The organism is Staphylococcus simulans (assembly GCF_047037175.1).
GTDB lineage: Bacteria > Bacillota > Bacilli > Staphylococcales > Staphylococcaceae > Staphylococcus > Staphylococcus simulans_C.
Window position 1 is genome coordinate 2,343,142 of record NZ_CP178241.1, and the last position, 22,163, is coordinate 2,365,304.

Annotated in this window: 24 protein-coding genes; 18 read left to right on the forward strand and 6 right to left on the reverse strand. The window is 36.8% G+C overall.

Annotated features, from left to right (window positions below; translation table 11 throughout):
* The first annotated feature begins 29 nt into the window (after positions 1-29).
* The 4 genes from mvk (at position 30) to ACFCT9_RS11330 (ending at position 3,531) form a co-directional block, all read left to right on the forward strand.
* Complete coding sequence (gene mvk, locus ACFCT9_RS11315) at positions 30-953, forward strand: mevalonate kinase (RefSeq protein WP_412519365.1); 924 nt, start codon at positions 30-32, stop codon at positions 951-953.
* 5 nt (positions 954-958) lie between these two features.
* Entirely contained in the window at positions 959-1,954 is a 996-nt protein-coding gene (gene mvaD, locus ACFCT9_RS11320; protein ID WP_412519367.1) for a diphosphomevalonate decarboxylase, read from the forward strand.
* A complete protein-coding gene (locus ACFCT9_RS11325) occupies positions 1,951-3,027 on the forward strand; it encodes a phosphomevalonate kinase (protein ID WP_412519369.1) in 1,077 nt (358 codons plus the stop codon). Before mvaD ends, ACFCT9_RS11325 begins: the two co-directional genes overlap by 4 nt.
* Positions 3,028-3,189: 162 nt before the next feature.
* Complete coding sequence (locus ACFCT9_RS11330; protein WP_412519371.1) at positions 3,190-3,531, forward strand: DUF1450 domain-containing protein; 342 nt, start codon at positions 3,190-3,192, stop codon at positions 3,529-3,531.
* Between the two features lie 150 nt (positions 3,532-3,681).
* Here ACFCT9_RS11330 and ACFCT9_RS11335 read toward each other — a convergent pair whose 3' ends face one another.
* The gene (locus tag ACFCT9_RS11335) at positions 3,682-3,915 is read right to left on the reverse strand and encodes a hypothetical protein (RefSeq protein ID WP_412519373.1); all 234 of its coding nucleotides are present in this window, start codon (positions 3,913-3,915) and stop codon (positions 3,682-3,684) included.
* 397 nt (positions 3,916-4,312) lie between these two features.
* On the opposite strand from ACFCT9_RS11335, the gene ACFCT9_RS11340 reads away from it, so the two are divergent.
* The 12 genes from ACFCT9_RS11340 to ACFCT9_RS11395 all read left to right on the forward strand — a co-directional run bounded on the left by ACFCT9_RS11340 (position 4,313) and on the right by ACFCT9_RS11395 (position 15,359).
* Positions 4,313-4,789: an N-acetyltransferase family protein gene (locus tag ACFCT9_RS11340; RefSeq protein WP_412519375.1), complete on the forward strand. Its 477-nt coding sequence runs from the start codon at positions 4,313-4,315 to the stop codon at positions 4,787-4,789.
* Positions 4,790-4,822: 33 nt separating this feature from the next.
* Positions 4,823-6,121 (forward strand): HD domain-containing protein, encoded by a 1,299-nt coding sequence (locus tag ACFCT9_RS11345; RefSeq protein ID WP_412519377.1) that lies wholly within the window; start codon positions 4,823-4,825, stop codon positions 6,119-6,121.
* A gap of 78 nt (positions 6,122-6,199) precedes the next feature.
* Complete coding sequence (locus tag ACFCT9_RS11350; RefSeq protein WP_412519379.1) at positions 6,200-6,712, forward strand: YwhD family protein; 513 nt, start codon at positions 6,200-6,202, stop codon at positions 6,710-6,712.
* A gap of 155 nt (positions 6,713-6,867) precedes the next feature.
* Complete coding sequence (locus ACFCT9_RS11355) at positions 6,868-8,055, forward strand: amidohydrolase (RefSeq protein WP_412519381.1); 1,188 nt, start codon at positions 6,868-6,870, stop codon at positions 8,053-8,055.
* 127 nt (positions 8,056-8,182) lie between these two features.
* Positions 8,183-8,599, forward strand: a complete 417-nt coding sequence (locus tag ACFCT9_RS11360) for a DUF1934 domain-containing protein (protein WP_412519383.1) — start codon at positions 8,183-8,185, stop codon at positions 8,597-8,599.
* Positions 8,600-10,264 carry an arginine--tRNA ligase gene (gene argS, locus ACFCT9_RS11365; RefSeq protein ID WP_412519385.1) on the forward strand — a complete coding sequence of 555 codons (1,665 nt, stop codon included), beginning with the start codon at positions 8,600-8,602 and terminating at the stop codon, positions 10,262-10,264.
* A 136-nt stretch (positions 10,265-10,400) separates the two neighbouring features.
* Positions 10,401-11,306 (forward strand): ABC transporter substrate-binding protein, encoded by a 906-nt coding sequence (locus ACFCT9_RS11370; protein ID WP_412519387.1) that lies wholly within the window; start codon positions 10,401-10,403, stop codon positions 11,304-11,306.
* 1 nt (position 11,307) lies between these two features.
* The gene (locus tag ACFCT9_RS11375) at positions 11,308-12,255 is read left to right on the forward strand and encodes a FecCD family ABC transporter permease (RefSeq protein ID WP_412521672.1); all 948 of its coding nucleotides are present in this window, start codon (positions 11,308-11,310) and stop codon (positions 12,253-12,255) included.
* A 58-nt stretch (positions 12,256-12,313) separates the two neighbouring features.
* Complete coding sequence (locus tag ACFCT9_RS11380) at positions 12,314-13,057, forward strand: HAD family hydrolase (protein WP_412519389.1); 744 nt, start codon at positions 12,314-12,316, stop codon at positions 13,055-13,057.
* Complete coding sequence (locus ACFCT9_RS11385; protein ID WP_412519391.1) at positions 13,032-13,856, forward strand: alpha/beta fold hydrolase; 825 nt, start codon at positions 13,032-13,034, stop codon at positions 13,854-13,856. The genes ACFCT9_RS11380 and ACFCT9_RS11385 overlap by 26 nt, the downstream gene beginning before the upstream one ends.
* A 166-nt stretch (positions 13,857-14,022) precedes the next feature.
* Complete coding sequence (locus tag ACFCT9_RS11390) at positions 14,023-14,529, forward strand: SA0570 family protein (RefSeq protein ID WP_412519392.1); 507 nt, start codon at positions 14,023-14,025, stop codon at positions 14,527-14,529.
* A gap of 116 nt (positions 14,530-14,645) precedes the next feature.
* Positions 14,646-15,359: a hypothetical protein gene (locus ACFCT9_RS11395; RefSeq protein ID WP_412519394.1), complete on the forward strand. Its 714-nt coding sequence runs from the start codon at positions 14,646-14,648 to the stop codon at positions 15,357-15,359.
* Positions 15,360-15,487: 128 nt separating this feature from the next.
* Here the strand turns inward: ACFCT9_RS11395 and sarA are convergent, their stop codons facing one another.
* Both sarA and ACFCT9_RS11405 read right to left on the reverse strand, forming a co-directional pair.
* Positions 15,488-15,862, reverse strand: a complete 375-nt coding sequence (gene sarA / locus ACFCT9_RS11400; protein WP_412519395.1) for a global transcriptional regulator SarA — start codon at positions 15,860-15,862, stop codon at positions 15,488-15,490.
* A 325-nt stretch (positions 15,863-16,187) separates the two neighbouring features.
* Positions 16,188-17,114 carry a hypothetical protein gene (locus tag ACFCT9_RS11405; protein WP_412519397.1) on the reverse strand — a complete coding sequence of 309 codons (927 nt, stop codon included), beginning with the start codon at positions 17,112-17,114 and terminating at the stop codon, positions 16,188-16,190.
* A 313-nt stretch (positions 17,115-17,427) separates the two neighbouring features.
* Here ACFCT9_RS11405 and ACFCT9_RS11410 point away from each other — a divergent pair, with 313 nt between their 5' ends.
* Complete coding sequence (locus ACFCT9_RS11410) at positions 17,428-17,652, forward strand: hypothetical protein (protein ID WP_412519398.1); 225 nt, start codon at positions 17,428-17,430, stop codon at positions 17,650-17,652.
* 53 nt (positions 17,653-17,705) lie between these two features.
* Here ACFCT9_RS11410 and ACFCT9_RS11415 read toward each other — a convergent pair whose 3' ends face one another.
* Together ACFCT9_RS11415 and ACFCT9_RS11420 are read right to left on the reverse strand one after the other, a co-directional pair.
* Entirely contained in the window at positions 17,706-17,918 is a 213-nt protein-coding gene (locus ACFCT9_RS11415) for a DUF2922 domain-containing protein (RefSeq protein WP_412519400.1), read from the reverse strand.
* Between the two features lie 15 nt (positions 17,919-17,933).
* A complete protein-coding gene (locus ACFCT9_RS11420; RefSeq protein WP_412519402.1) occupies positions 17,934-18,137 on the reverse strand; it encodes a hypothetical protein in 204 nt (67 codons plus the stop codon).
* A gap of 304 nt (positions 18,138-18,441) precedes the next feature.
* Here ACFCT9_RS11420 and ACFCT9_RS11425 point away from each other — a divergent pair, with 304 nt between their 5' ends.
* A complete protein-coding gene (locus ACFCT9_RS11425) occupies positions 18,442-20,490 on the forward strand; it encodes a cation:proton antiporter (RefSeq protein ID WP_412519404.1) in 2,049 nt (682 codons plus the stop codon).
* 68 nt (positions 20,491-20,558) lie between these two features.
* On the opposite strand, the gene ACFCT9_RS11430 is transcribed toward ACFCT9_RS11425, so the two are convergent.
* Positions 20,559-21,800, reverse strand: coding sequence for an aminoacyltransferase (locus ACFCT9_RS11430; RefSeq protein WP_412519405.1), 1,242 nt, complete (start codon positions 21,798-21,800; stop codon positions 20,559-20,561).
* Positions 21,801-22,163: the final 363 nt, after the last annotated feature.

The window sequence follows — 22,163 nt, forward strand, 5'->3', positions numbered from 1 at the left end:
AACTAGGAAAGTGCTAAAGGTGATGAGATATGACACGAACAGGATACGGGGAATCGAATGGGAAAATAATATTAGTAGGGGAACATGCGGTAACGTTTGGACAACCTGCCATTGCGATGCCATTTGCTTCTGGAAAAGTGACAGTAACAATTGAAGAAATGCCGGAATTGGCTGTGTCAACGATGATTAGTGATGTTTTTGAAGGTGAAATTGCAGATGCCCCTGAACATTTACAGGCTTTAATCAGCAGATTCGAAGAAGAAAATCATATTGAATCACCTGTCATGATAAGAATTGATGCACAATTACCGCCTTCAAGAGGATTAGGATCTAGCGCTGCAGTAGCGGTTGCTTTTACGAGAGCGGCTTTTGATTTTATGGATAAACCGTTATCTGATGAAACATTGATTGAGCATGTTAACTGGGCGGAAATGATTGCGCATGGCAAACCGAGCGGTATTGATGCACAAACGATTGTCTCTAATAAACCGACATGGTTCCAAGAAGGTGTCTTTACGCCATTAAAAACTTTAAGTGTTGCAGGTTATATGGTCGTTTTAGATACAGGCATCAAAGGGAATACCAAAGAGGCAGTGAGTGATGTTCATGAATTAGTGAAAAATAATCAAGCGAATATGGCATTTATCGAGCGTATTGGACGTTTAGTACATAAAGCGAACCAAGCGATTAATACACATAACTTTGATTCTTTGGCAGAAATTTTTAATGAATGTCAAACTTACTTATCTACATTGACTGTCAGCCATCCAAAGATTGACCGTTTACTGCAAGTGGCGAAACAAGCTGGTGCAGTAGCTGGTAAATTGACAGGAAGCGGTCGTGGCGGCAGTGTGATTACTTTAGTAAAAGACTATGCGACAGCGAAAAAAGTCGCACAAGCAGTTAAAGAAGCAGGCGCGCAACATACTTGGATTGAGAATTTAGGAGGTTAATTCAATTGGTGAAGACGGGCAAAGCGAGAGCGCATACGAATATTGCGCTGATTAAGTATTGGGGGAAAGCTGACGAAGCACTGATCATTCCGATGAATAACAGTCTATCGTTGACTTTAGATAAATTTTATACAGAAACACGTGCAACATTTGATGCACAGTTAGATCGAGATTATTTCTTCTTAAACGGTGAAGAAGCAGATGAAAAAGAGACTCAGAAAATTTCAGCCTATTTAGATCTTGTCAGAGCACGTGCAGGGACTGACTTAAATGCACGTATTGAAAGTACTAATTTCGTACCGACAGCAGCAGGCTTAGCATCTTCAGCAAGTGCCTTTGCGGCATTAGCTGCAGCATGTAATGAGGCGTTAGAAATGAATCTGTCTGATAAAGATTTATCTCGTTTAGCACGCCGTGGTTCTGGTTCAGCGAGTCGCAGTATCTTTGGCGGATTCGCAGAATGGGAAAAAGGCCATGATGATGAAACTTCTTATGCGCATGCGATTGATGCAGATCACTGGGAAGATGATTTAGCCATGATTTTTGTGGTGATTAATCAAAAATCTAAAAAAGTGAAAAGTCGTGCAGGCATGTCATTAACGAGAAATACATCACGCTTCTATCAATATTGGTTGGATCATGTAGATGCAGATATTACAGAAGCGAAAGCAGCGATTGCAGATAAAGATTTCGATCGTTTAGGTCGTGTCTTTGAAGAAAATGGTTTACGTATGCATGCGACAAATCTAGGTTCACAACCTCCATTTACATATTTGGTGCCTGAAAGCTATGATGCGATGGCTTTAGTACATGAATGTCGTGAAGCAGGTTTACCGGCATACTTTACTATGGATGCAGGCCCCAATGTGAAAGTATTAGTACAAAAACAGCATCAACAAGCTGTGATTGATAAATTGACAACCTATTTTGATTCAGAACAAATCATCGCAAGTGATATCGGTACAGGCGTTGAAATTATAAATGAGGAAGATGAGCTATGATTCAAGTCAAAGCCCCAGGTAAACTTTATATTGCAGGTGAATATGCGGTAACAGAACCCGGATACAAATCCGTGTTGATTGCGGTCAATCGTTTCGTTACTGCCAGCATTGAAGCTTCTGGAGAAAATGGAGGCTCTATTCATTCTAAGACGTTACACCATGAACCAATTACGTTCCAAAGAGAAGGCGATAAGATATCTGTATCAGATGCAGATGCTGCAAAACAATTAGCGTATGTCATTACTGCAGTCGAAGTATTTGAACAATACGCCAAAGCATGTGGTAAAACACTACGTCATTTTAACTTAGTGATTGATAGTAACTTAGATGATGCATCTGGCCATAAATATGGTTTAGGTTCTAGTGCTGCTGTCTTAGTATCAGTTGTCAAAGCTTTAAATGAATTTTATGAATTGGACTTAGCTAATTTGAATATATATAAATTGGCTGTCATTGCGAATATGAAATTACAAAGTTTAAGTTCATGCGGTGATATCGCAGTCAGTGTCTTCACAGGCTGGCTTGCCTACAGTACGTTTGATCACGATTGGGTTATGCAGCAGATTGAAACATCCTCTGTCGCAGAAGTCGTGAAGAAAAACTGGCCAGGTCTTTATACAGAACCGCTTCAAGCCCCAGAAAACATGGAAGTCTTAATTGGTTGGACCGGCTCACCCGCATCCTCTCCTTACTTAGTCAGTGAAGTGAAGCGTCTCAAATCAGATATTGATTTCTACAGCCGTTTCCTAGAACAATCACAATCTTGTGTAGAACGTCTCATCTACGCATTCAAAACCAATAACCTAAAAGGGGTTCAAGCAATGATCAGACGCAACCGCTCAATCATCCAGATGATGGACAAAGAAGCGGTCGTAGACATTGAAACCCCGCAATTGAAATTATTATGCGACATCGCAGAAACATACGGCGCAGCTGCCAAAACATCAGGTGCAGGCGGCGGAGATTGCGGTATCGCAATTATCGGTAACCCGAAACATCGTCAGTCAATTTATGACAGTTGGAAAGCATCGAATATTAAACCTTTGCCTTTCCATGTATACCAAGGACAATAAGACGTCAGGCTGTCTCACCGGTCAACATACGGTGCGGCACTTTTTTTGATAGTTAGGCCAGTCACAAAATCGTTGCTTGAAAAATTACGGAAAACGAGTAAAATAGATAAAGTTGAAATAGTTTAAAATAAATGATAGAGATAAAGTGAGGTGGACAAAGCAGTGAAAAACAAATTTTTGATTTGTGATGATTGCCAAGCCGTTAATTGCAAATCTTTGGAAAGAAAATTAAAGAAACTAGATCCAGATGCTGAAATAGAGGTGGGCTGCCAATCATACTGCGGTCCAGGTCGCAGAAAGACATTTGCTTTTGTGAATAACCGTCCATTAGCCGCTTTGACGGAAGATGAATTGATGGAAAAAGTTGAGAAGCAACTTCAAAAACCTCGCGACCCTGAAGAGGAAGAACGTTTGCGCAAACGTAATGAAGAACGTAAACGCAGAAAAGAAGAGCAAGATCGAAAATTAAAAGAAAAATTAGCCAAACGTAAACAAACAAAATAATAACTTCACGTATATAAAAAAAACGGGCCTGAATGACTGGTGTGCTACCAGTCAACAGGTCCGTTTTCATATCCTTTAATTATCGCGAGATTCGTTTGTATATTGACTGTTGAATATTCAAGATGTGACGTTACTCGTGATGTTAAATTCTTAATAAACTTCCACATAGGATCTGCACGCATTTAAGACATCTTTAGTGTAGAAGTGGCGTAAATTATCTTTAGTATAAGACGGGATTAATTCTTTACGTTTCACCCATTTGTCAATCAATGATGGTGGAATTCCGTCTACCGCCATTTCTGATTCATCTGTGACTAAAGTGTCCCAATCTAATGTGACAGGTTGTGAGTCAATATAAATGTTACCAAAGCTCGTATCATCCATATTTTAATCACCTTTTATTGAGTTTTTAGTCCCTTTTGCTTAATTAAATAGGGTACTTTTTGTTTCCTCTTGCAAAATTCATATACCCGGGCTATCTGTATGTTATTCATCTTTTTTACAAAAACTTAACTTTTTGTTCAATTTATGTGTAAAAAGTTGTGGTTCACAGGTGCATTCATGGAAGTATGTTAATTTACGATTGGCGTCAATGAATGACACGGTCGACTGAGGTATAATAGAGGAATAGCGTTTGGATAAAAGCCTGATATTTAAAGAGAAATAAAGCATAAAAGTACACGGGAAACAGGAGTACGTTTTGCCACAATTTTAGAATCTATATGATATAATTAATTTATTCATTTCGAAAGTTGAACTATGTAAGGAGACGTGACTAACGATGCATACAGTGAGAGAAGCAACACCTGCAGATGTTGTCGGCATCAGAGATGTGGCAACAAAAGCATGGTATAACACGTATTTAAATATTTACGCAGCTACAACAGTGAACGAATTGCTGACAGCTGCTTATAACGAGCAACATTTGCTTAAACGATTAAAAGAACAATTATTTTTAGTGGCAGAAGAAGATGGAGAAATTGTCGGGTTTGCGAACTTTATTAACGGCAGTGAACTCTTCTTATCTGCACATTATATTCATCCTAAAGCACAGCGTAAAGGTTATGGCACAGCATTGCTTGAAAAAGGGCTTGAGCATTTTAAAGGGCAATATGATGCAGTGTACCTTGAAGTAGATAACCAAAATGAAGAGGGCGTAGAATACTATCGTCAACAAGGGTTTGAAATGGTACGTGCCTATAATCGCGAAGTATATGGTGAAGTGATGGACCTTGCCTTGATGAAGAAAGCATTTTAATGCAAATGATGTTAACACGATGGAGGGAATCTCATGGCAAAGACAGAATACGGTACGCAAAAGTTATATGAAGAGAAGGTATTCAAAGATCCGATTCATCGCTATATTCATGTTAAAGACCAAGTGATTTGGGATTTAGTGAAGACAAAAGAGTTTCAACGCTTACGTCGTATTAAACAGCTCGGCACGTTGTATTTGTCTTTCCATACGGCAGAACATAGTCGCTTCGGCCATTCACTCGGTGTCTATGAAATCGTACGCCGAATTATTGATGAATCATTTGCGGGACGTAAAGCATGGAATAATGATGATCGTCTGCTGGCTTTATGTGCAGCACTCCTTCATGATTTAGGCCATGGTCCGTTCTCTCATAGCTTTGAGAAAATCTTCAATACAGATCATGAAGCATTTACACAAGCGATTATTACAGGAGATACAGAGGTCAACGCAGTTTTAAGTAAAGTATCGCCGAATTTCCCTAAAGCTGTCGCAGATGTGATTAATAAAACACATCCGAATAAGCTTGTGATTTCTATGATTTCATCACAAATTGACGCAGACCGTATGGATTATTTACAACGTGATGCTTACTTTACAGGTGTATCTTACGGTAAGTTTGATATGGAACGTATTTTAAGATTAATGCGTCCGACCAAGGATGAAGTCTTGATTAAAGAAAGCGGCATGCATGCGGTAGAGAACTTTATTATGAGTCGTTACCAAATGTATTGGCAGATTTATTTCCATCCGGTCAGTCGTGGCGGAGAGGTCTTATTAAACAATTGTTTAAAACGTGCGAAGGCGTTATATGAATCAGGTTATGAATTTAAGCTGTTTCCTAAAGATTTTATTCCTTTCTTTGAAGGAACAATGACAATTGAACAGTATGTGGAGTTGGATGAAGCGGTTGTTCTCTACTACTTGAAGGCATGGATTAAAGAAGATGATCCGATTTTAAGCGATTTAGCACGTCGTTTTATCAACCGGGATTTATTTAAATATTTACCGTTTGATGGATCGATTATAACGATGAACGAATTAAGAGAACTGTTTGAAGCAGGCGGCATTAATCCGGACTATTACTTTGTCAGTGAATCTTTCTCTGACTTGCCTTATGATTATGACAGACCGGGGTCTAACCGCCAGCCGATTCATTTACTCCAACACAATGGCAAAATTAGAGAAATCAGCAGTCAGTCTATGGTCATTCAAAGTATTACAGGTATTCACCGTCAAGATTATAAATTATATTATCCTAAGGAATTAGTGCATAATATTGAAGATGATGAGATTCGAGACCGTATTCTCGGTATTTTGAATGAATTAAACTGAGGGTCAAACCATTGTGTTCGAAAAGTATCAGATGATACAGTAAAATAGATAAAGGTAATTAAAATGGAGGTGTGACTTGTGGCAGACAAAAAGGGATTCAATTTCAATATTATTAAAAATGACCCGTTAGATGGCCATAAAGGAACGAATATCGGGGCAATCAGTTTGGATAACGTTGCACCTGTATTTATAGATTTACAAGAGAAAGAAGCATTTATTGATATCGGTGCGATGCATGCGCGTGCAGATGTTGAAAAAGGCGTGAAATGGATTACGGACAAAGAAGCTGTAGAAGGACCTGAAGCAAAAGCCTATTGGTTATGTTGGGTCACAACTGAACGTGGCGAACAAGGGGCTTACTATGCTGGTTTGACGGCATGTTATTTATTAGTTAATAAGAAAATCCGCAGAGGCTATAAGAGTATGCCTGAGCATGTCAACATGATGGATAAATCTATGAAACATAAAATTGTCATTGACCATATTGGTGATGACAATATTGCGATTATCCGAGAATTCCTTAAAAATCATGATAAAGACATGTGGGATCACTCAAGTGATGAATTAAAAGAAGCATTACACGATAAATAAAGACAATGAATCAAAGGCAGAAATCACATGACGTGGTTTCTGTTTTTTTATTTTCAAAATTGATTGCTAAGCATCATCTAAATAAGTATGTTAAAGTGGAAGTATTATATTTTGAATAGTCGAAAAAGTTAAATAATAAAAAGGGGAGAGGGCATATGAGTTCAGAATTAATCAAACGTTTACAAGAGAAAGAAGAACGAATGGTTGAAATCAGACGTTATTTACATGCACATCCGGAATTATCGTTTAAAGAGGTTGAGACACCAAAGTATATCGCAGACTTCTATCAAGGTAAGGATTGCCAAGTTGAAACGAATGTCGGTGACAATGGGCTGAAAGTCACAATTGATAGTGGTAAACCGGGTAAAACGATTGCGATTCGCGCGGACTTTGATGCCTTGCCGATTGAAGAGGCGACAGGCTTGCCGTTCGCATCAGAAAATCCAGGTGTGATGCACGCATGTGGACACGATGCACATACGGCTTATATGTTGATTTTGGCTGAAACTTTAATTGAGATGAAAGATCAATTTTCTGGGAAAGTCGTAGTCATCCATCAACCTGCTGAAGAAATGCCGCCAGGTGGTGCGTTAGGCATGATTAAAGACGGTGTCTTAGACGGAGTAGACCATGTCCTAGGTGTACATGTGATGAGTAACGGTGAACGCGGTACGATTTATTATCGTGAAGGCAACGTACAGACGGCACGTGGTTACTTTAAATTAGTAATCCATGGTAAAGGCGGACATGGTTCGTCTCCACATGAAGCCAATGATGCGATTGTAGCGGGGGCCAACTTTGTGACAACGGTCCAAAGTGTCGTTTCAAGACGCATTAGTCCATTTGAAACAGGGGTTGTTTCGATTGGTTCATTTGATGCGAAAGGTCAATTTAATGTCATTAAAGATAAAGTAGAAATTGAAGGAGATGTACGTGGTCTGCATGATGAAACGAAAGACAAAATTGCGCAAGAATTACAACGCGTAGTCGATGGTTTAGAAACAACTTTCAACGTGGCATGCGACTATGAGTATTTAGATGATTATCCAGCAGTCTATAATGATCCTGACTTTACAGGTTATGTCGCGAAAACGTTAAATCATGCAGAACGTTCAGCTATCAAAAAAGTAGAACGTTGTGAACCATGGCCGCCGTCAGAAGACTTTGCGTACTATGCGAAAGAAGTGCCAAGTGCATTCATCTATGCAGGGGCCGCGCCTGAAGAGGGTGAAGTTTATCCGCACCATCATCCAAAATTCAATATCAGTGAGTCTTCAATGATGTCAGCAGCAGAAGCGGTAGGAACGGTTGTATTAGATTATTTGAAGGATGAATCAAAATAAATAGAAAAAATTAATTGATTTCGTTAGATACAGCCCACGCAGTGTGAATTTAGTCACTGTGTGGGCTGTATCTTTATGTTATAATTTGGTATATTAATGAATAATTCAGAATAGGGTGAGCGCGTCTTTGAATCAAAACATTCGTATCCAAACATTTCAAACGATCGAACGCGATGATGAGTTTGATGAATTTGAATTTGAAACAGATGGCACGTGGCAAGAGAAGCGGAATGCTGAATTTATCCGTTATGATGAACAAATCGAAGACTTGACGGTGCACATTACATTAAAAATTCAAGAAGATGAAGTTAGATTAATGCGCAGCGGGAATATTAAACAGAACCTGCATTTTGTTGAAGGGAAAGACACGGTCTCTTTATACGAGATACCGACTGGGAAAATTCCTTTAACCATTCGTACTTTAAGCATTCATCATTATGTACAACCAGACCAATCAAAACTTAAAATTCGTTATGAACTCTTCCAAAATGAAGAGAAGATGGGCACATACCTTTACCAAATTACCTATAAGGAGCTGAAGTAAGTGAATATTATTGATCAAGTCAAACAAACATTAATTGAAGAAATAACAGCAAGTGTTAAAGCCGCTGGACTTGCAGAAGAAGTTCCTGAAGTCAAAGTGGAAATTCCGAAAGACCCTAAAAATGGAGATTACTCTACAAACATTGCGATGGTGCTAACAAAAATCGCAAAACGTAATCCGCGTGACATTGCGCAAGCGATTGTGGACCATTTAGATAAATCTAAAGCTAATGTTGAGAAAATTGAAATTGCAGGCCCAGGTTTCATCAACTTCTATTTAAACAACGAATACCTAACTGCAATCATTCCTGAAGCGTTAGAAAAAGACAAAGATTTCGGTCGCTCAGAAAAGAAAAAGAATCAAAAAATCCTAGTTGAATATGTATCAGCGAACCCGACTGGTGACTTGCATATCGGCCATGCGCGTAATGCGGCAGTGGGTGATACATTATGTAATATTTTAGATGCGGCAGGTTATGATGTTACACGTGAATACTACATCAACGATGCCGGTAACCAAATTACGAACTTAGCGCGCTCTATCGAAGCACGTTACAATCAAGCTTTAGGTAAAGAAGCAGAATTACCTGCAGATGGTTACCACGGTAAAGATATCGTGAATATCGGTAAAGATTTAGCGGAAAAACGCCCAGAACTTCAAGATCTTCCTGATGATGAACGCTTAAAAGTGTTCAGACAATTAGGTGTCGATTATGAAATGGAAAAACTTAAAAAAGACTTAGCTGACTTCAATACACACTTTGATGATTGGTTCAGTGAAACAACATTATATGATTCTGGCGAAATCAAACGCGTTTTAGAATTAATGAAAGAAAACGGTCATACGTATGAAGCAGACGGTGCAACTTGGTTACGTACAACGGACTTTAATGATGATAAAGACCGTGTATTAATCAAAAAAGACGGCACATACACTTACTTCTTACCAGATGTGGCTTATCACTACGATAAATTCCATCGTGACGGCGGCCAAGATATCTTAATCAACTTATTTGGCGCAGACCACCATGGTTATATCAACCGTTTAAAAGCTTCTGTTGAAACATACGGTATTGATGCTGAACGTCTTGAAATCCAAATCATGCAGATGGTACGTTTAATGCAAGATGGCGAAGAAGTTAAAATGAGTAAACGTACAGGTAACGCAATTACCTTACGTGAAATCATGGATGAAGTGGGCATTGACGCAGCGCGTTACTTCTTAACAATGCGCAGCCCAGATACGCACTTTGATTTCGATATGGAACTTGCGAAAGAAAATTCAGCTGAAAACCCTGTATATTATGCACAATATGCACATGCGCGTATCTCATCTATCTTGAAACAAGCAGGAGAACGTGGCGTAGTACCAGCTGAAAACGCAGACTTCAGTGTCATTAAAAATGACAAAGCGATTGATTTATTGAAGAAAGTTGCAGAATTTGAACCGATGATTGAAAGTGCTGCAGAACAACGTGCACCGCATCGTGTCACAAATTATATTCAAGAATTAGCAGCAGCTTTCCACAAATTCTATAATGCGGATAAAGTCTTAACAGACGATGAAGAGAAAACACAAGCTTATGTCTCTATGATTGCTGCAGTACAAATCACTTTACGCAATGCTTTAGCATTAGTAGGTGTAACTGCACCGCATAATATGTAAGATTTGATAAAGAAGCATTCTTGACGGATGCTTCTTTTTTATTTTTTAATCCTGTAATTTTTTTGTAAGATTCATCTTCTCAGGACGCGTAAATATGCTAAAATGAGATTTACAATACAAGTATGAGGAGAAGTTGATGAAACAGAAACTATGGGTGTTTTTAATCTTAATTATCTTAGTTGCGGCTGGGTGTTCAGCACCGAGTAATAAAGAGAAATCAGACAATAAAGATCAATCAGAAGAAAAGACAAAGCAAACGCAAAAATATCATCGTATTATCTCGTTGATGCCAAGTAATACAGAGATTTTATATCAACTTGGTTTAGGTAAAGAAGTCGTAGGGGTCTCTACAGTGGACGACTATCCTAAAGATATTAAACATAAGCAGAAGTTTGATGCGATGAAATTAAATAAAGAGCAATTATTAAAAGCAAAGCCAGATTTGATTTTGGCACATGAATCGCAAAAAGGAACAAGTGATAAAGTATTAAGCGATTTAGAGAAGAAAGGCATTAAAGTCGTTTATGTATCTGAAGCACATAACTTTGATGAAATTTATGATACGTTCAAACAAATCGGTAAAGTGACAGGCCGTGAATCTCAAGCGGATACATTAGTGTATGATACGAAACATCGTGTGGATGCGGTGCTAAAAGATGTACCGAAGCACGAAAAAGCACCGACTGTCTTTTTAGAAGTTTCACATGAACCTGAAATTTATACAGCTGGCAAAAATACATTCTTCAACTACATGATCGAAGAACTGCATGCGAAAAACAGTTTCGAAGATTTAGAAGGTTGGAAGAAAGTCAGCAAGGAAAGCATTATTAAACATAACCCGAATGTGTTAATTACAACAGAAGGGATTACGCGTTCAGATTACTTGAAAGTGATACGTAAACGCGGCGGCTTTGAAAATCTAGAAGCTGTGAAGAAAGGTCGAATGGAAGCGGTAGATGGTGATACGATTTCTAGACCAGGTCCTCGTATCGACCAAGGTCTTAAAGCATTGAGAGATGCGATTTACCGTGATGAAAAATAATATGAAACAAACCGCTATTATTATAGGATGGTGTCTCGCTTTGATTGCGAGTATCACAATCAGCTTGTTTTGGAATTTAGGCAGCTGGTCGAACCCCTTAAATCATAGTATTTTGTTTGAAGTACGCTTACCAAGAATACTTGAAGCATTATTAGCCGGTATCGGTTTATCGATTGCCGGACAGATGTTTCAAACCGTTTTGAATAATCCGCTTGCAGACAGCCTGACTTTAGGCTTAGCGAGCGGTTCTGTTTTAGGCAGCGGTTTAGCAGTATTTGTCGGATTAAGCAGTTTATGGATTCCATTCGCATCCATTGTCGCTAGTATGGTAACGTTAGCTATCGTTTTAGGGGTGACTGCCGCAATTTCACAAGGTTATATGATGCGTGCATTGATATTATCAGGTATTATGATAGGTGCATTATTCAATGCGTTCTTATATCTTTTGATTTTACTTGATGAACGCAGAATGAAAAGTATTGTGATGTATATGTTTGGCGGCTTTTCAAATGCAGAATTGCATGAAGTATACGTCATTACACCTGTGATGATAGTGTGTGTGTTATGGCTTGGTTTATTATTGCCGAAAGTGAAGTTGCTTCAAGTCGGTACTTTAAAGGCGCGTTCCTTAAGTCTAAATGTCAGACAAATGGCATTTATGGTTTTAACGGTGTCATCGATTATGACCGCAATTATAGTGTCTTATACCGGTATTATTGGATTTATCGGTATGATAGTACCGCAATTGATTAGAAGAACCACCCGCACAACTTTAGGTGTACAAATGCTGCTGAATGCGATTGTCGGCGGCACAGTGATGGTCCTTGCGGATACACTGGGTGCGCAAATTTGGAATCCGATTGAAATTCCAGCAAGTATCATTCTTGCTTTATTAGGAATACCTGTACTTGGGTATTTAATAGCAACAAAGAAACACTCGTATGAATAATCTGATGAATAAAGAAATAATCACAGATGCTGAATCAGCATTTATAGGAGAGAAGCTTATGAATTTAGATGGGATTAAAGCCGTCGTATTCGATTTAGAAGGTACGCTGTTAGATCGTAATAAATCAAGAGAGAAGTTTATTGAAGAACAGTATGAACGTTTTCATGATTATTTTGTTCATGTTCAAGCGCGCGATTTTAAGAAGCAGTTTATTGAATTAGATGATGATGAAGATCATGATAAACCTGAACTCTACAAGGCCATTATCAAACGATTTCATATTGACCGTTTAACATGGAAAGATCTATTTCGTGATTTTGAAACACATTTTTATCGTTACGTCTTTCCATATCATGACACACAATATACACTAGAACGTTTAATCCAACGTGGCTATTTGACAGGTGTGATTGCGAATGGCAAATCTAAAATTAAACAATATCGTTTAGAAAATTTGGGTATCTTATCTTACATTCATTTTTTATCTACTTCTGAAATGGTAGGATTTAGAAAACCACATCCTAAAATCTTTGAAGATATTATTGACCAATTAGATGTGAAACCTGAAGAAGTGATGTATGTTGGCGATGATGCATTGAATGATGTTGCGCCAGCACGTGCAATGGGTATGGTGAGTGTATGGTTCAATCATGAAGATGATGAAGTCGTGTTAGCACCGGAGCCTGAAGAGATGGATTTTGAGATTTCAACTTTGGAAGAGTTGCTTGAGATACTGCCGAAAGAAGCCCCGAATTCTAAGGAGAGTGACAAAGCAAATGGAACTATTTACGACGAAAGATAATACAACGTTGAATTATATGACGAAGGGAAGCGGACAACCTGTTGTGCTGCTTCATTCTGCTTTTGAGAACTATTCGATTTTTGATAATATCGTGACGCAATTATCATATGATTACCAAGTAGTCAGCGTAGATTTACGTGGTCATGGGTATTCAGACAAACCATTAAATATCAATTTTGCAGATTATGCGCAGGATATTAAAGAATTACTGGATTACTTATATATCAGACATGCTTTCTTTATGGGCCAAGAGCTGGGTGCAACGATTGCGGCTGATTTTGCGTCTAAACATACACAATATTGCGATGGTATTATCTTAATTAATCCAGCAACATTACAAGCGGAATTGCCAGAGGCACGTTTGTATAGAAAATATGCAGATCAAATCAGAACGTTAGAAGAAAATAAACAACAAAAGTTTTTAGATAAACATACGTATGGTTCACCGAAAAAAGCTGGGAAAATGTTAAAGAACTTTTCAGACACATTAACTTTAATGACACATCTCGAAAGAAATGCAGTCGCAGCCTCTTTTAAACAAACTGAAGTGGAAGTGGCATTATCTCAAATTAAAGCACCGACGTTGATTATTGTCGGAAAACATGATGAACGTTTAACACAACAAGAGTTAAATACGTATACACAAGGTATAACTCAAGCAAAGGTTGAAACGTTTGAACACTCTGGTCTATATCCAATGGGGGAAGAGAAGAAAGCTTTCTTACAAACAGTGACAGCATTTATTAATGTCAATGAAGTGTTAGAAGATGAACAGAAACGCATGACACATCAACAGTAATGTTTTTAATCATTTTTATTAGCAATTAAACTCCAAAATATTATACAATATTACAAAAGATTACATCTAGAGACTGATTACATCAAGGGTAATTCGGGGTATAGTGTAATAAGCGCAGAAAAAGTTACAAGAAATTTACAAAAAGAGAGCAAAGGAGTTATTGCTTATGAAAAAATTACTTTCAGCGGCTATTGTTTCTGCAACAGTGGTAACTGGGCTTGGCATCTCTCAAGCAGATGCAGCGTCTGGAAATACGATTCAAACCGTTCAACAAATCCATCATGGAGATACTTCTCTAGAAGGCGTTAAGCTAGGTCAAAACATCCAAGATGTTTTGAAATCACACAAACTCACAGGTTACTCTTATAAACCTGACAAAACAAAACACTATTATGAGTTTAACTCTGACAAAGGTTTAATGATTGTGACTGCAGATGGTCAAAAAGACCACGGCAAAGTGACACATGTAACTATGAAATACAACAAAGCAGATGGCCCAAGCTTTAATACTGTACGTAAACAGTTAGGCAATACGGTCACTTGGAGATATAACTATAATGAAGTCACAGGTAATTTCGGCTATATCAAAGATAAAGACACATCTTATCAATTTACTAGCCAATCACCAAAAGACAAGAATTTAAAACTGTATCGTATCGATATTGGTAAATAAACAAGTATGGCATGAGGGCAGGGGTGATAGACACTTCTGCCTTCTTTATATTGATTGAAAGCACTATCTGTGCCATGATAAATGGGTAAGGATAGTAAATTTAAAGGAGTCACATCATGCGACCGAATGACAAAATTTTATTAGAAAATATCAGTGATTACTTCAACTATAAAGGCATTGCGCCTAATATGATTGACGATATCAAAGAGAAAATTCGTCAGGATTTACCTAAATCTGAAGCGCATGACGAAGATTACATCGAGTATCGTAAAAAGTCACCGGCAGAGATTATTTTAACCATTCAAAGAAATCTTTTCGGCTTACAGCTGAATCCGATTCTCTTTTTCATTATCAATTTCTTATTAATCTCTTATCTTTATGACAAACAATTTGTACCCTTTCAAGCAGCGACAGGGTTATCACTTATCTATTGTTTAATTATCTTCCCGATTACTGTCTTTGTTTATTTCAGGATTGTGCGGAAGAATTATCTATATAGTAATAGAATAGAAGTCATGATAGGTATAGGCATTGTGATTGTAGCGGCTGTCTTAGTCACACTACATGGTTTGAATATTGATCTCGGTGTCATTGTGGTAACGAAATACGCACATATCTTTGTGTTCTTCTTGGGCTTAATTATGGCGGGTTTAGGCATTTATTATAAACGTTTTGAATTCACAGGTGTGGGCTTATTATTAGCACAGAAAACTATTGATGCGGTCATTTTAGATCCAAATATCGCACAAATTGGTACGATTATTATCTGGGTATTGATTTTAGCTGTGATTATTTATTACTCTATCAAGCTTTCTACACGTGGAAAATAAGAAGAAACAGTCATGTGAAAGATATTTGGCTTTCATTTCATGACACACAAAAAGCGTGATGTTTAGAATGCATTTCATTCTAAGCATCACGCTTTTTATAATATCCTTTATAATCTATCTTCGACGGATCAGATTTTGATTTCTTTGTTTGCAGTTAAGATACGTTCGTTAATACGGTTTAATAATTCGTTGATTTTTTCACGTTGTTTAGAATTTACTAAGATTAAAACAGTTCTTTCGTCTTGTTCGTTACGTTTTTTATCGAAGTAATCTTCTTGTGATAAGTTTTTAACGGCTTTAACTACTTGAGGTTGTTTGTAGTTTAAGTGATTAATAATATCTTTTAAGAAATATTCCTCGTCGTTTGATTGGCTAAGGAAAGTTAGCACTGCAAACTCTTCGAAGCTAATTGTAAATTCTTTTTTAATGATGCTTTTCATCTTATCAGCATATGTCACCATTGCTAAAAGATCAGATGAATTTTTGATTTTTGATACTGCCATTTGTATTTCCTCCCTTGACATTCCCATTATCGTCGTTTATTGGCAAATAGACTAATATTAACATTAATTTCATAATTGGGACTAGATGCAATTGCATCAAAATATTCCTGCCCCTATTATTTATTTAATTATAACTAAATAAAAATGAAATGTAAACAAAAAAACATTATAAAACAATGGCTAATTCATACTAATGATACTTTCAAAAAATTACCCAATGAACCCAGAAAATTTATTGAACATCATTTGAATTACACATTATAAATTAAGATAATGTCTATTTTTTCTATTTACCCTTTTGATATGGGTTAATTATATAAGAACTCTAGTTTAAAGTGAAGTTTTTGGGTTGAGCAATAACTTTTTCTCCCGGCAATAAACCCTCAATAATAATCATACCCGATTTTTCACGGTATTTAATAATTCTTTTAACCATTTGTTCATTTCTTTTAATTAATATTGCGTTTTTATCGTATAACACGTCCTTTGGCAAGGCGATGAAGTGCGTAGGAATCGTCATTTTGAAGTGTGTTCCTATTGGAAGAGCACCATTTGTAGAAATTTGAACTTCATAATAAGACAGATTGGGTTCTCGTTTCTTTATATCAGGAAATTGGCTGATGCTTAAAATTTTACCTTTGAAATGTTCAAGTGCGGGTGTTTTGATTTCAACCATTTGGTGAAGTTTTAACTGCTTACGTTCATCTTCAGAGATATACGCTTTAATCACACGCTTTGGACTGTAGATTTGCGCAATCAACTGATGCTTCTTACTAGGATATTTCTCTACAATATGGACGATGCCTTCTGACATGCTGAAGGCTTGTGTTCTGAGCCCAAGCTGAAGTCGATCATATTCTTGTTCTAAATACGTATGCATATTTAAATAATTTTGACGATGCTGATGACTATCAAGCGTATTCAAATGCTTACGTATGACGGTTAATTGTTGCTCATGGGTCTTATTGTAATATTCGAATAGCGGTTGGTCCTTTTTAATAGTCTTACCTTCAGCACTATACCAGTCATGAATGTTGCCCATACGTGGATCATAGTAAAAGGATTGGATGGTTTCGGCAGTTTGAATACCAGAAAATTGAATCGGACGGTTATAGGTTGCAGTGTACGTTTTAACGTTTTGGTTTGCCTGAAGTGTGTAATGTCGGAATGCGGCATATAATCCGACGGCAGTTGTGCTTAACAGGAGAAGGAGCGTTAACGCAATCAACCAGGGGTTTTTAAATAAAATCATGGTCACCTCATCATATTTAATTTTCAATTTATTATACAATGTATATAATGGCTGGTGAAACGCCTAAATTCGTAATCGTGTCTCATGTATTTAATAAATAAAAAGAGGTAGAAAATTATCACAAATACACTGAAAAGCCATTAATGATTAACTTAACACCATGACATGCTATGTAAAGTAAAAGGTAAATTGAGTCACTTTTTATTTGTAAATTGTAAAAAATGTAGATTTTTTTGATATATCAATATATAATTTGTTGAAACAAGATGTTTTACATAAAGCACTTTATTAAAGAGACAAAGGGGGGCACATCATGACAAAAATGACTATTATTCGGGTGTTAGACGAGGAAACATTCTTTATAGATGCAGGACATAATGCTTGTATTAAAAGGCACCAATTTATAGAAGTATTGAATGCCAAGCATTCATATAAGAACTTAGCGCAAGTCGTGGATGTTTATGATGATTATGCTTTGTGTAAGAAGTTGGGGAGTAAGCGTGTATTCTTTGGAGATATAATTCAAAAGAGGCATTAAGCAACAAAATAGCCGCGTTTACTCAATCTTGAGAGTAAACGCGGCTTGTTTAATTAGAAAATAACATGTGTTTCTTTTTCAACAATTTGTGCGCCTTTAATCGCAATGATCTTACCTGATGGGGGATTTAATACATTGCTTTCTAATAAAGTGCTCATCGCATTTCGTATAGATTCTTCTGAGACTTGTTGTTTCACATCTGGGACTTGGAATTTGACGGGTTTGTGTGCTTCATTGAGGTAAATCAATTCTAACGATTTTGTCATAAGTGTGTGCTCCTTTTATAAAGTTTCTACTGTTGTTACTTCGATGCTGTCGAATGTTTCGCCTGTTAATTTTTCAATCGCTGATTTAAAGCTGTTTAATTGTGCTTCAGTGCTTTGAGGGTTTAAGCGAGCGAATCTACGACGTTTGATAACGGGTTTAGCTTCTTTTTTGTCTTCGACACGAATAAGTGTCACGGCTAGATCTTTGATTGTTTTCATTTTTGTTCACCTCCTTGCTCACTCTATATATCGAAATTTCCAGGAAAAAAGCACACCCTTTTTTGAATTTATTTTCAAAAACTTTTGAAACAGTGGATGATGGGGTATTTAAATTTGTATAAATAGCTGTTTGCATCAATAGAACCAACAAGTAAGGCATTCATACACAACAGAAGTTTTCAATATAGATTTTACACAACTGATTATAGTATGATTATATATAGACACTTGATATATGTACGGCATCTTCAGTGAGATGAAGATAGATATAGGACGTATATACAACACAGAAAGAGGTGACGCTGTGGAAATCATTGAAGGTCTTTTGGTTTTTATCGCAGCAATTATTTTAAGTTCACTCATTCATTCATTATTTCTTCCTAAAGTACCGCTCGCGTTTATTCAGATTATTTTAGGTGCACTTATCTTTTCAACACCGATTCCGGTAACCTTTAGATTTGATACAGAGGTCTTTATGGTTGCTTTAATCGCACCGTTATTATTTATTGAGGGTGTTAATGTCTCCCGAGTGAGCTTAAGACGCTACATAAAACCAGTCATGATGATGGCGTTAGGATTAGTATTTACAACTGTCATAGGGGTAGGTTTCTTTATTCATTGGGTATGGCCGAGCTTGCCGATGCCCGCTGGCTTTGCGTTAGCCGCAGTACTCTGTCCGACAGATGCGGTAGCAGTATCTGCTATTACGAAAGGGAAAGTACTGCCAAAAGGTTCTATGACTATATTAGAAGGTGAATCTTTATTAAATGATGCGGCAGGTATCATTTCATTCAAAATTGCTGTCGCTGCACTGATTACAGGCGCATTTTCTATTACAGATGCGATTGGTCAGTTCTTAATTACTTCAATCGGCGGTTTGATTATCGGTCTGATTGTAGGGATTATTTTAGTACGTTTACGTATTGTGTTGGCACGTAAAGGTGTCGAAAGTAATAATATGTTTATCTTTATTCAGTTATTGACACCGTTTGCATCCTATCTTGCAGCGGAAGTATTCCATGCTTCAGGGATTATCGCGGCAGTGGTTTCAGGGTTAGTCCATGGTTTTGAACGTGATCGGATTAATCAAATCAGTAACCAACTGAAACTAAGTTATACGCAAACTTGGAATTTATTGAGCTATGTATTAAACGGTTTTGTCTTTGTTATTTTGGGTTATATCGTACCTGAAACGGTTAAAAACATCGTGAAAACAGAGCCGCAGAACTTAATCTTCTTACTCGGTATTACTGGTTTAGTGGCACTGGCTGTTTATGTCTTTCGTTTCTTATGGGTATATATTCTATATCCGTATTTCTATTTACCTGTCAGCCCATTCCAACGTGCAATGAATGAGGGTGATGATAAAGAACAAGGCGAAACGAAACCTAAACGCAGTAAATATGCGATGATTATGACACTTTGCGGTGTACATGGAACCATTTCCTTAGCGGTAGCTTTAACCTTCCCGTATATGTTAGGGGAACATACTTCTTTTGTTTATCGTAACGACTTGCTTTTTGTATCTGCAGGTATGGTAGTGTTAAGTTTAATTATTGCCCAAGTCTTATTACCGATACTTACACCTGCGATGAAGAAGGTAAAAGTGGAAGGTATGAGTTTCAGGGAAGCACGTATTTATATTCTTGAACAAACGATTGATTATTTAAGAAGACACGCAACGCCTGAAACCTCATTTAATTATGGAAATGTCATTAAGATTTATCATGATCGCATTGCGTTTATGAAAGTGATTGACGATGATGATGAAAACTCTAAAGAACTTGAACGTTTACAAGGTATTGCGATTGATACAGAAACAGATACCTTAAATGAATTAGTGAAAGAAGGCAGAATTACACAAAGTGATTTTGATAACTACATGCGTTATGCTGAACGAACACAAGTGTATCGCCAAGCTTCATTAATGCGAAGAATCATTATGCGTGTGAAAGTAGCCATTCTAAGACGTCGTGTCCGTGTACAAACCAACGCATCTTCTTCATTAGATGTGCATCAAAACGTTAAAGAAATCGCAAATATAATGCGCATTGTGCACTATAACGTCGTAAAACGTTTAACTAAAGAAGCCAATGCGGATAATAAATTAGAAATTGGTACGATTTGCGACAGCTATTTAATGCGTTCAGATAATCTAACGGTTTCTAACATCTTTGTTAATAAACAAAGTGCGCGTAATAATGTGGCTAAAATTAAATTGAATGCCTTACGTGAACAACGTCATGTTCTAAATGAATTAGTGGAAGATGAAGAAATCAGTGAAAAAACAGCACTGAAATTACGTGAAGCGATTAACTATGATGAAATGGTTTTAGTGGATCGTTTAACTTAATAAGAAGATAAAAGCACAGTCTGACAAGTAAATTATAAGTCAGACTGTGCTTTTGTATGTGTTTAACTTTAATTGCTGAGTAATTGGTAAATCTTGTAGAAGAATGGTTTGATAGGCTTGATAAAGTCTCCGATGTATTCTTCAACATGCGCGTTAAAGCCTTCTTTGAATTTTTGAATACCAAAATCTTCAGCTGTTTCACTAAAGTCTCCAGTAATACCGTAGAAGTTATAACGATCAATTCCTTTAGACTTCGCAAATTGAATCATTTCCCATTGCAGTCTATACGCACCCATATAGGCATTATATTTAGGGTTTGAACCACTAGACAGATAGTACACTTCATGGGGGTTATAAATATAATACGCCGCAGCTAAATCTAAAACAGGTCCATCTGTTTCCATCAATGTTTTCGTTTCATTCATTTTGCGCTCTTGTGCAGCCAATTGCTTTTGGTATTGTTCATACTTATTTTTATTTTTCTTTGAATTCGGATTTTCAGTTAAAGCTGCTTGAACATGTTCAAGTTCTGTATTTAATTCAGTGATTTTAGCTTGTTGTGCTGCTAATAATTCCTCTAAATCAATATAAGCCAGTTTTAACATACTATTATCCGCATATGTTTCCTGCATTTTTTCAAAATAAGGCTGATCTCTGAATTTGAAACCATGTTTTTCCTCAGCCATTCTAAATAATTTAAAGAACCTGTTGGTTTCATCAATGGATAAATCTCGGACTTTCACATGCATTTCATAGGTTTTCTTGATATTGCGACGTGTTTGATAATCCATTTCTTTTAACAATTGTTGTTCATCTTTGCCTTCTAAGTCTAAGACAGACAACCATCTGATTTGACTCATTTCTGAATAGCCTGTCGTAAATCCTTGATGCTGATAACCTAAATGATTCATGACATGCATAAACGGTTCATTATCAAACGATTTAATAACCTCTCCATCACAGCTTCGAATACTTTCCAACAGATAAGGGTCAGTTAAAACAAATAAGCAATTTCTTTCTTTTAAGTATGTAGTCAGGTGCGTGTAGAAAAATCTAACTAATTCAAGGTCGTTGTAATCCATAACGGGACCACGATGTGTATAGAAATATTTAAAGAACTTTAAACAACGTGCTTCCGTCAATAAACAAGCAGCTAATACTTCGCCTGTTTCATTTTTCACGCCCACTAAATGGACATTATGTTGGTGGCTATTTTGATAATTAAAATGTTGAGAAGATTGTGTGTAATGTGATGCGTATTCGTTAACAAAATTTTCAAATTCATGAACGTTCAACTTAGAGAATTCCAAAAAAAGACCTACTTTCTTATAATGTTTTTTAAGACTAATTAGGTACAAAAAAATCGATTGACCAAGTAACCCTATTGTTAACTTATCAATCGATGTCCATATTATTGAAAATAGCGGAGGGAGAAGGATTCGAACCAACGCAAGCACCAAGGTGCTTCTAATCAATAACTTAATATTAATCCCCTTCAGCCAGGCTTGGGTATCCCTCCATTAATAATCAAAACAATCATAACGCTTATTTTTATAAAAGTAAAGGAAGTTTATAAATAATTTGTTGATAAATAATTGCAGATAATTTATCAAATATAATAATTTGATAAACAATGTTGCGTTATAGTTAAAGCCGAGAATTAAAACAGGGTA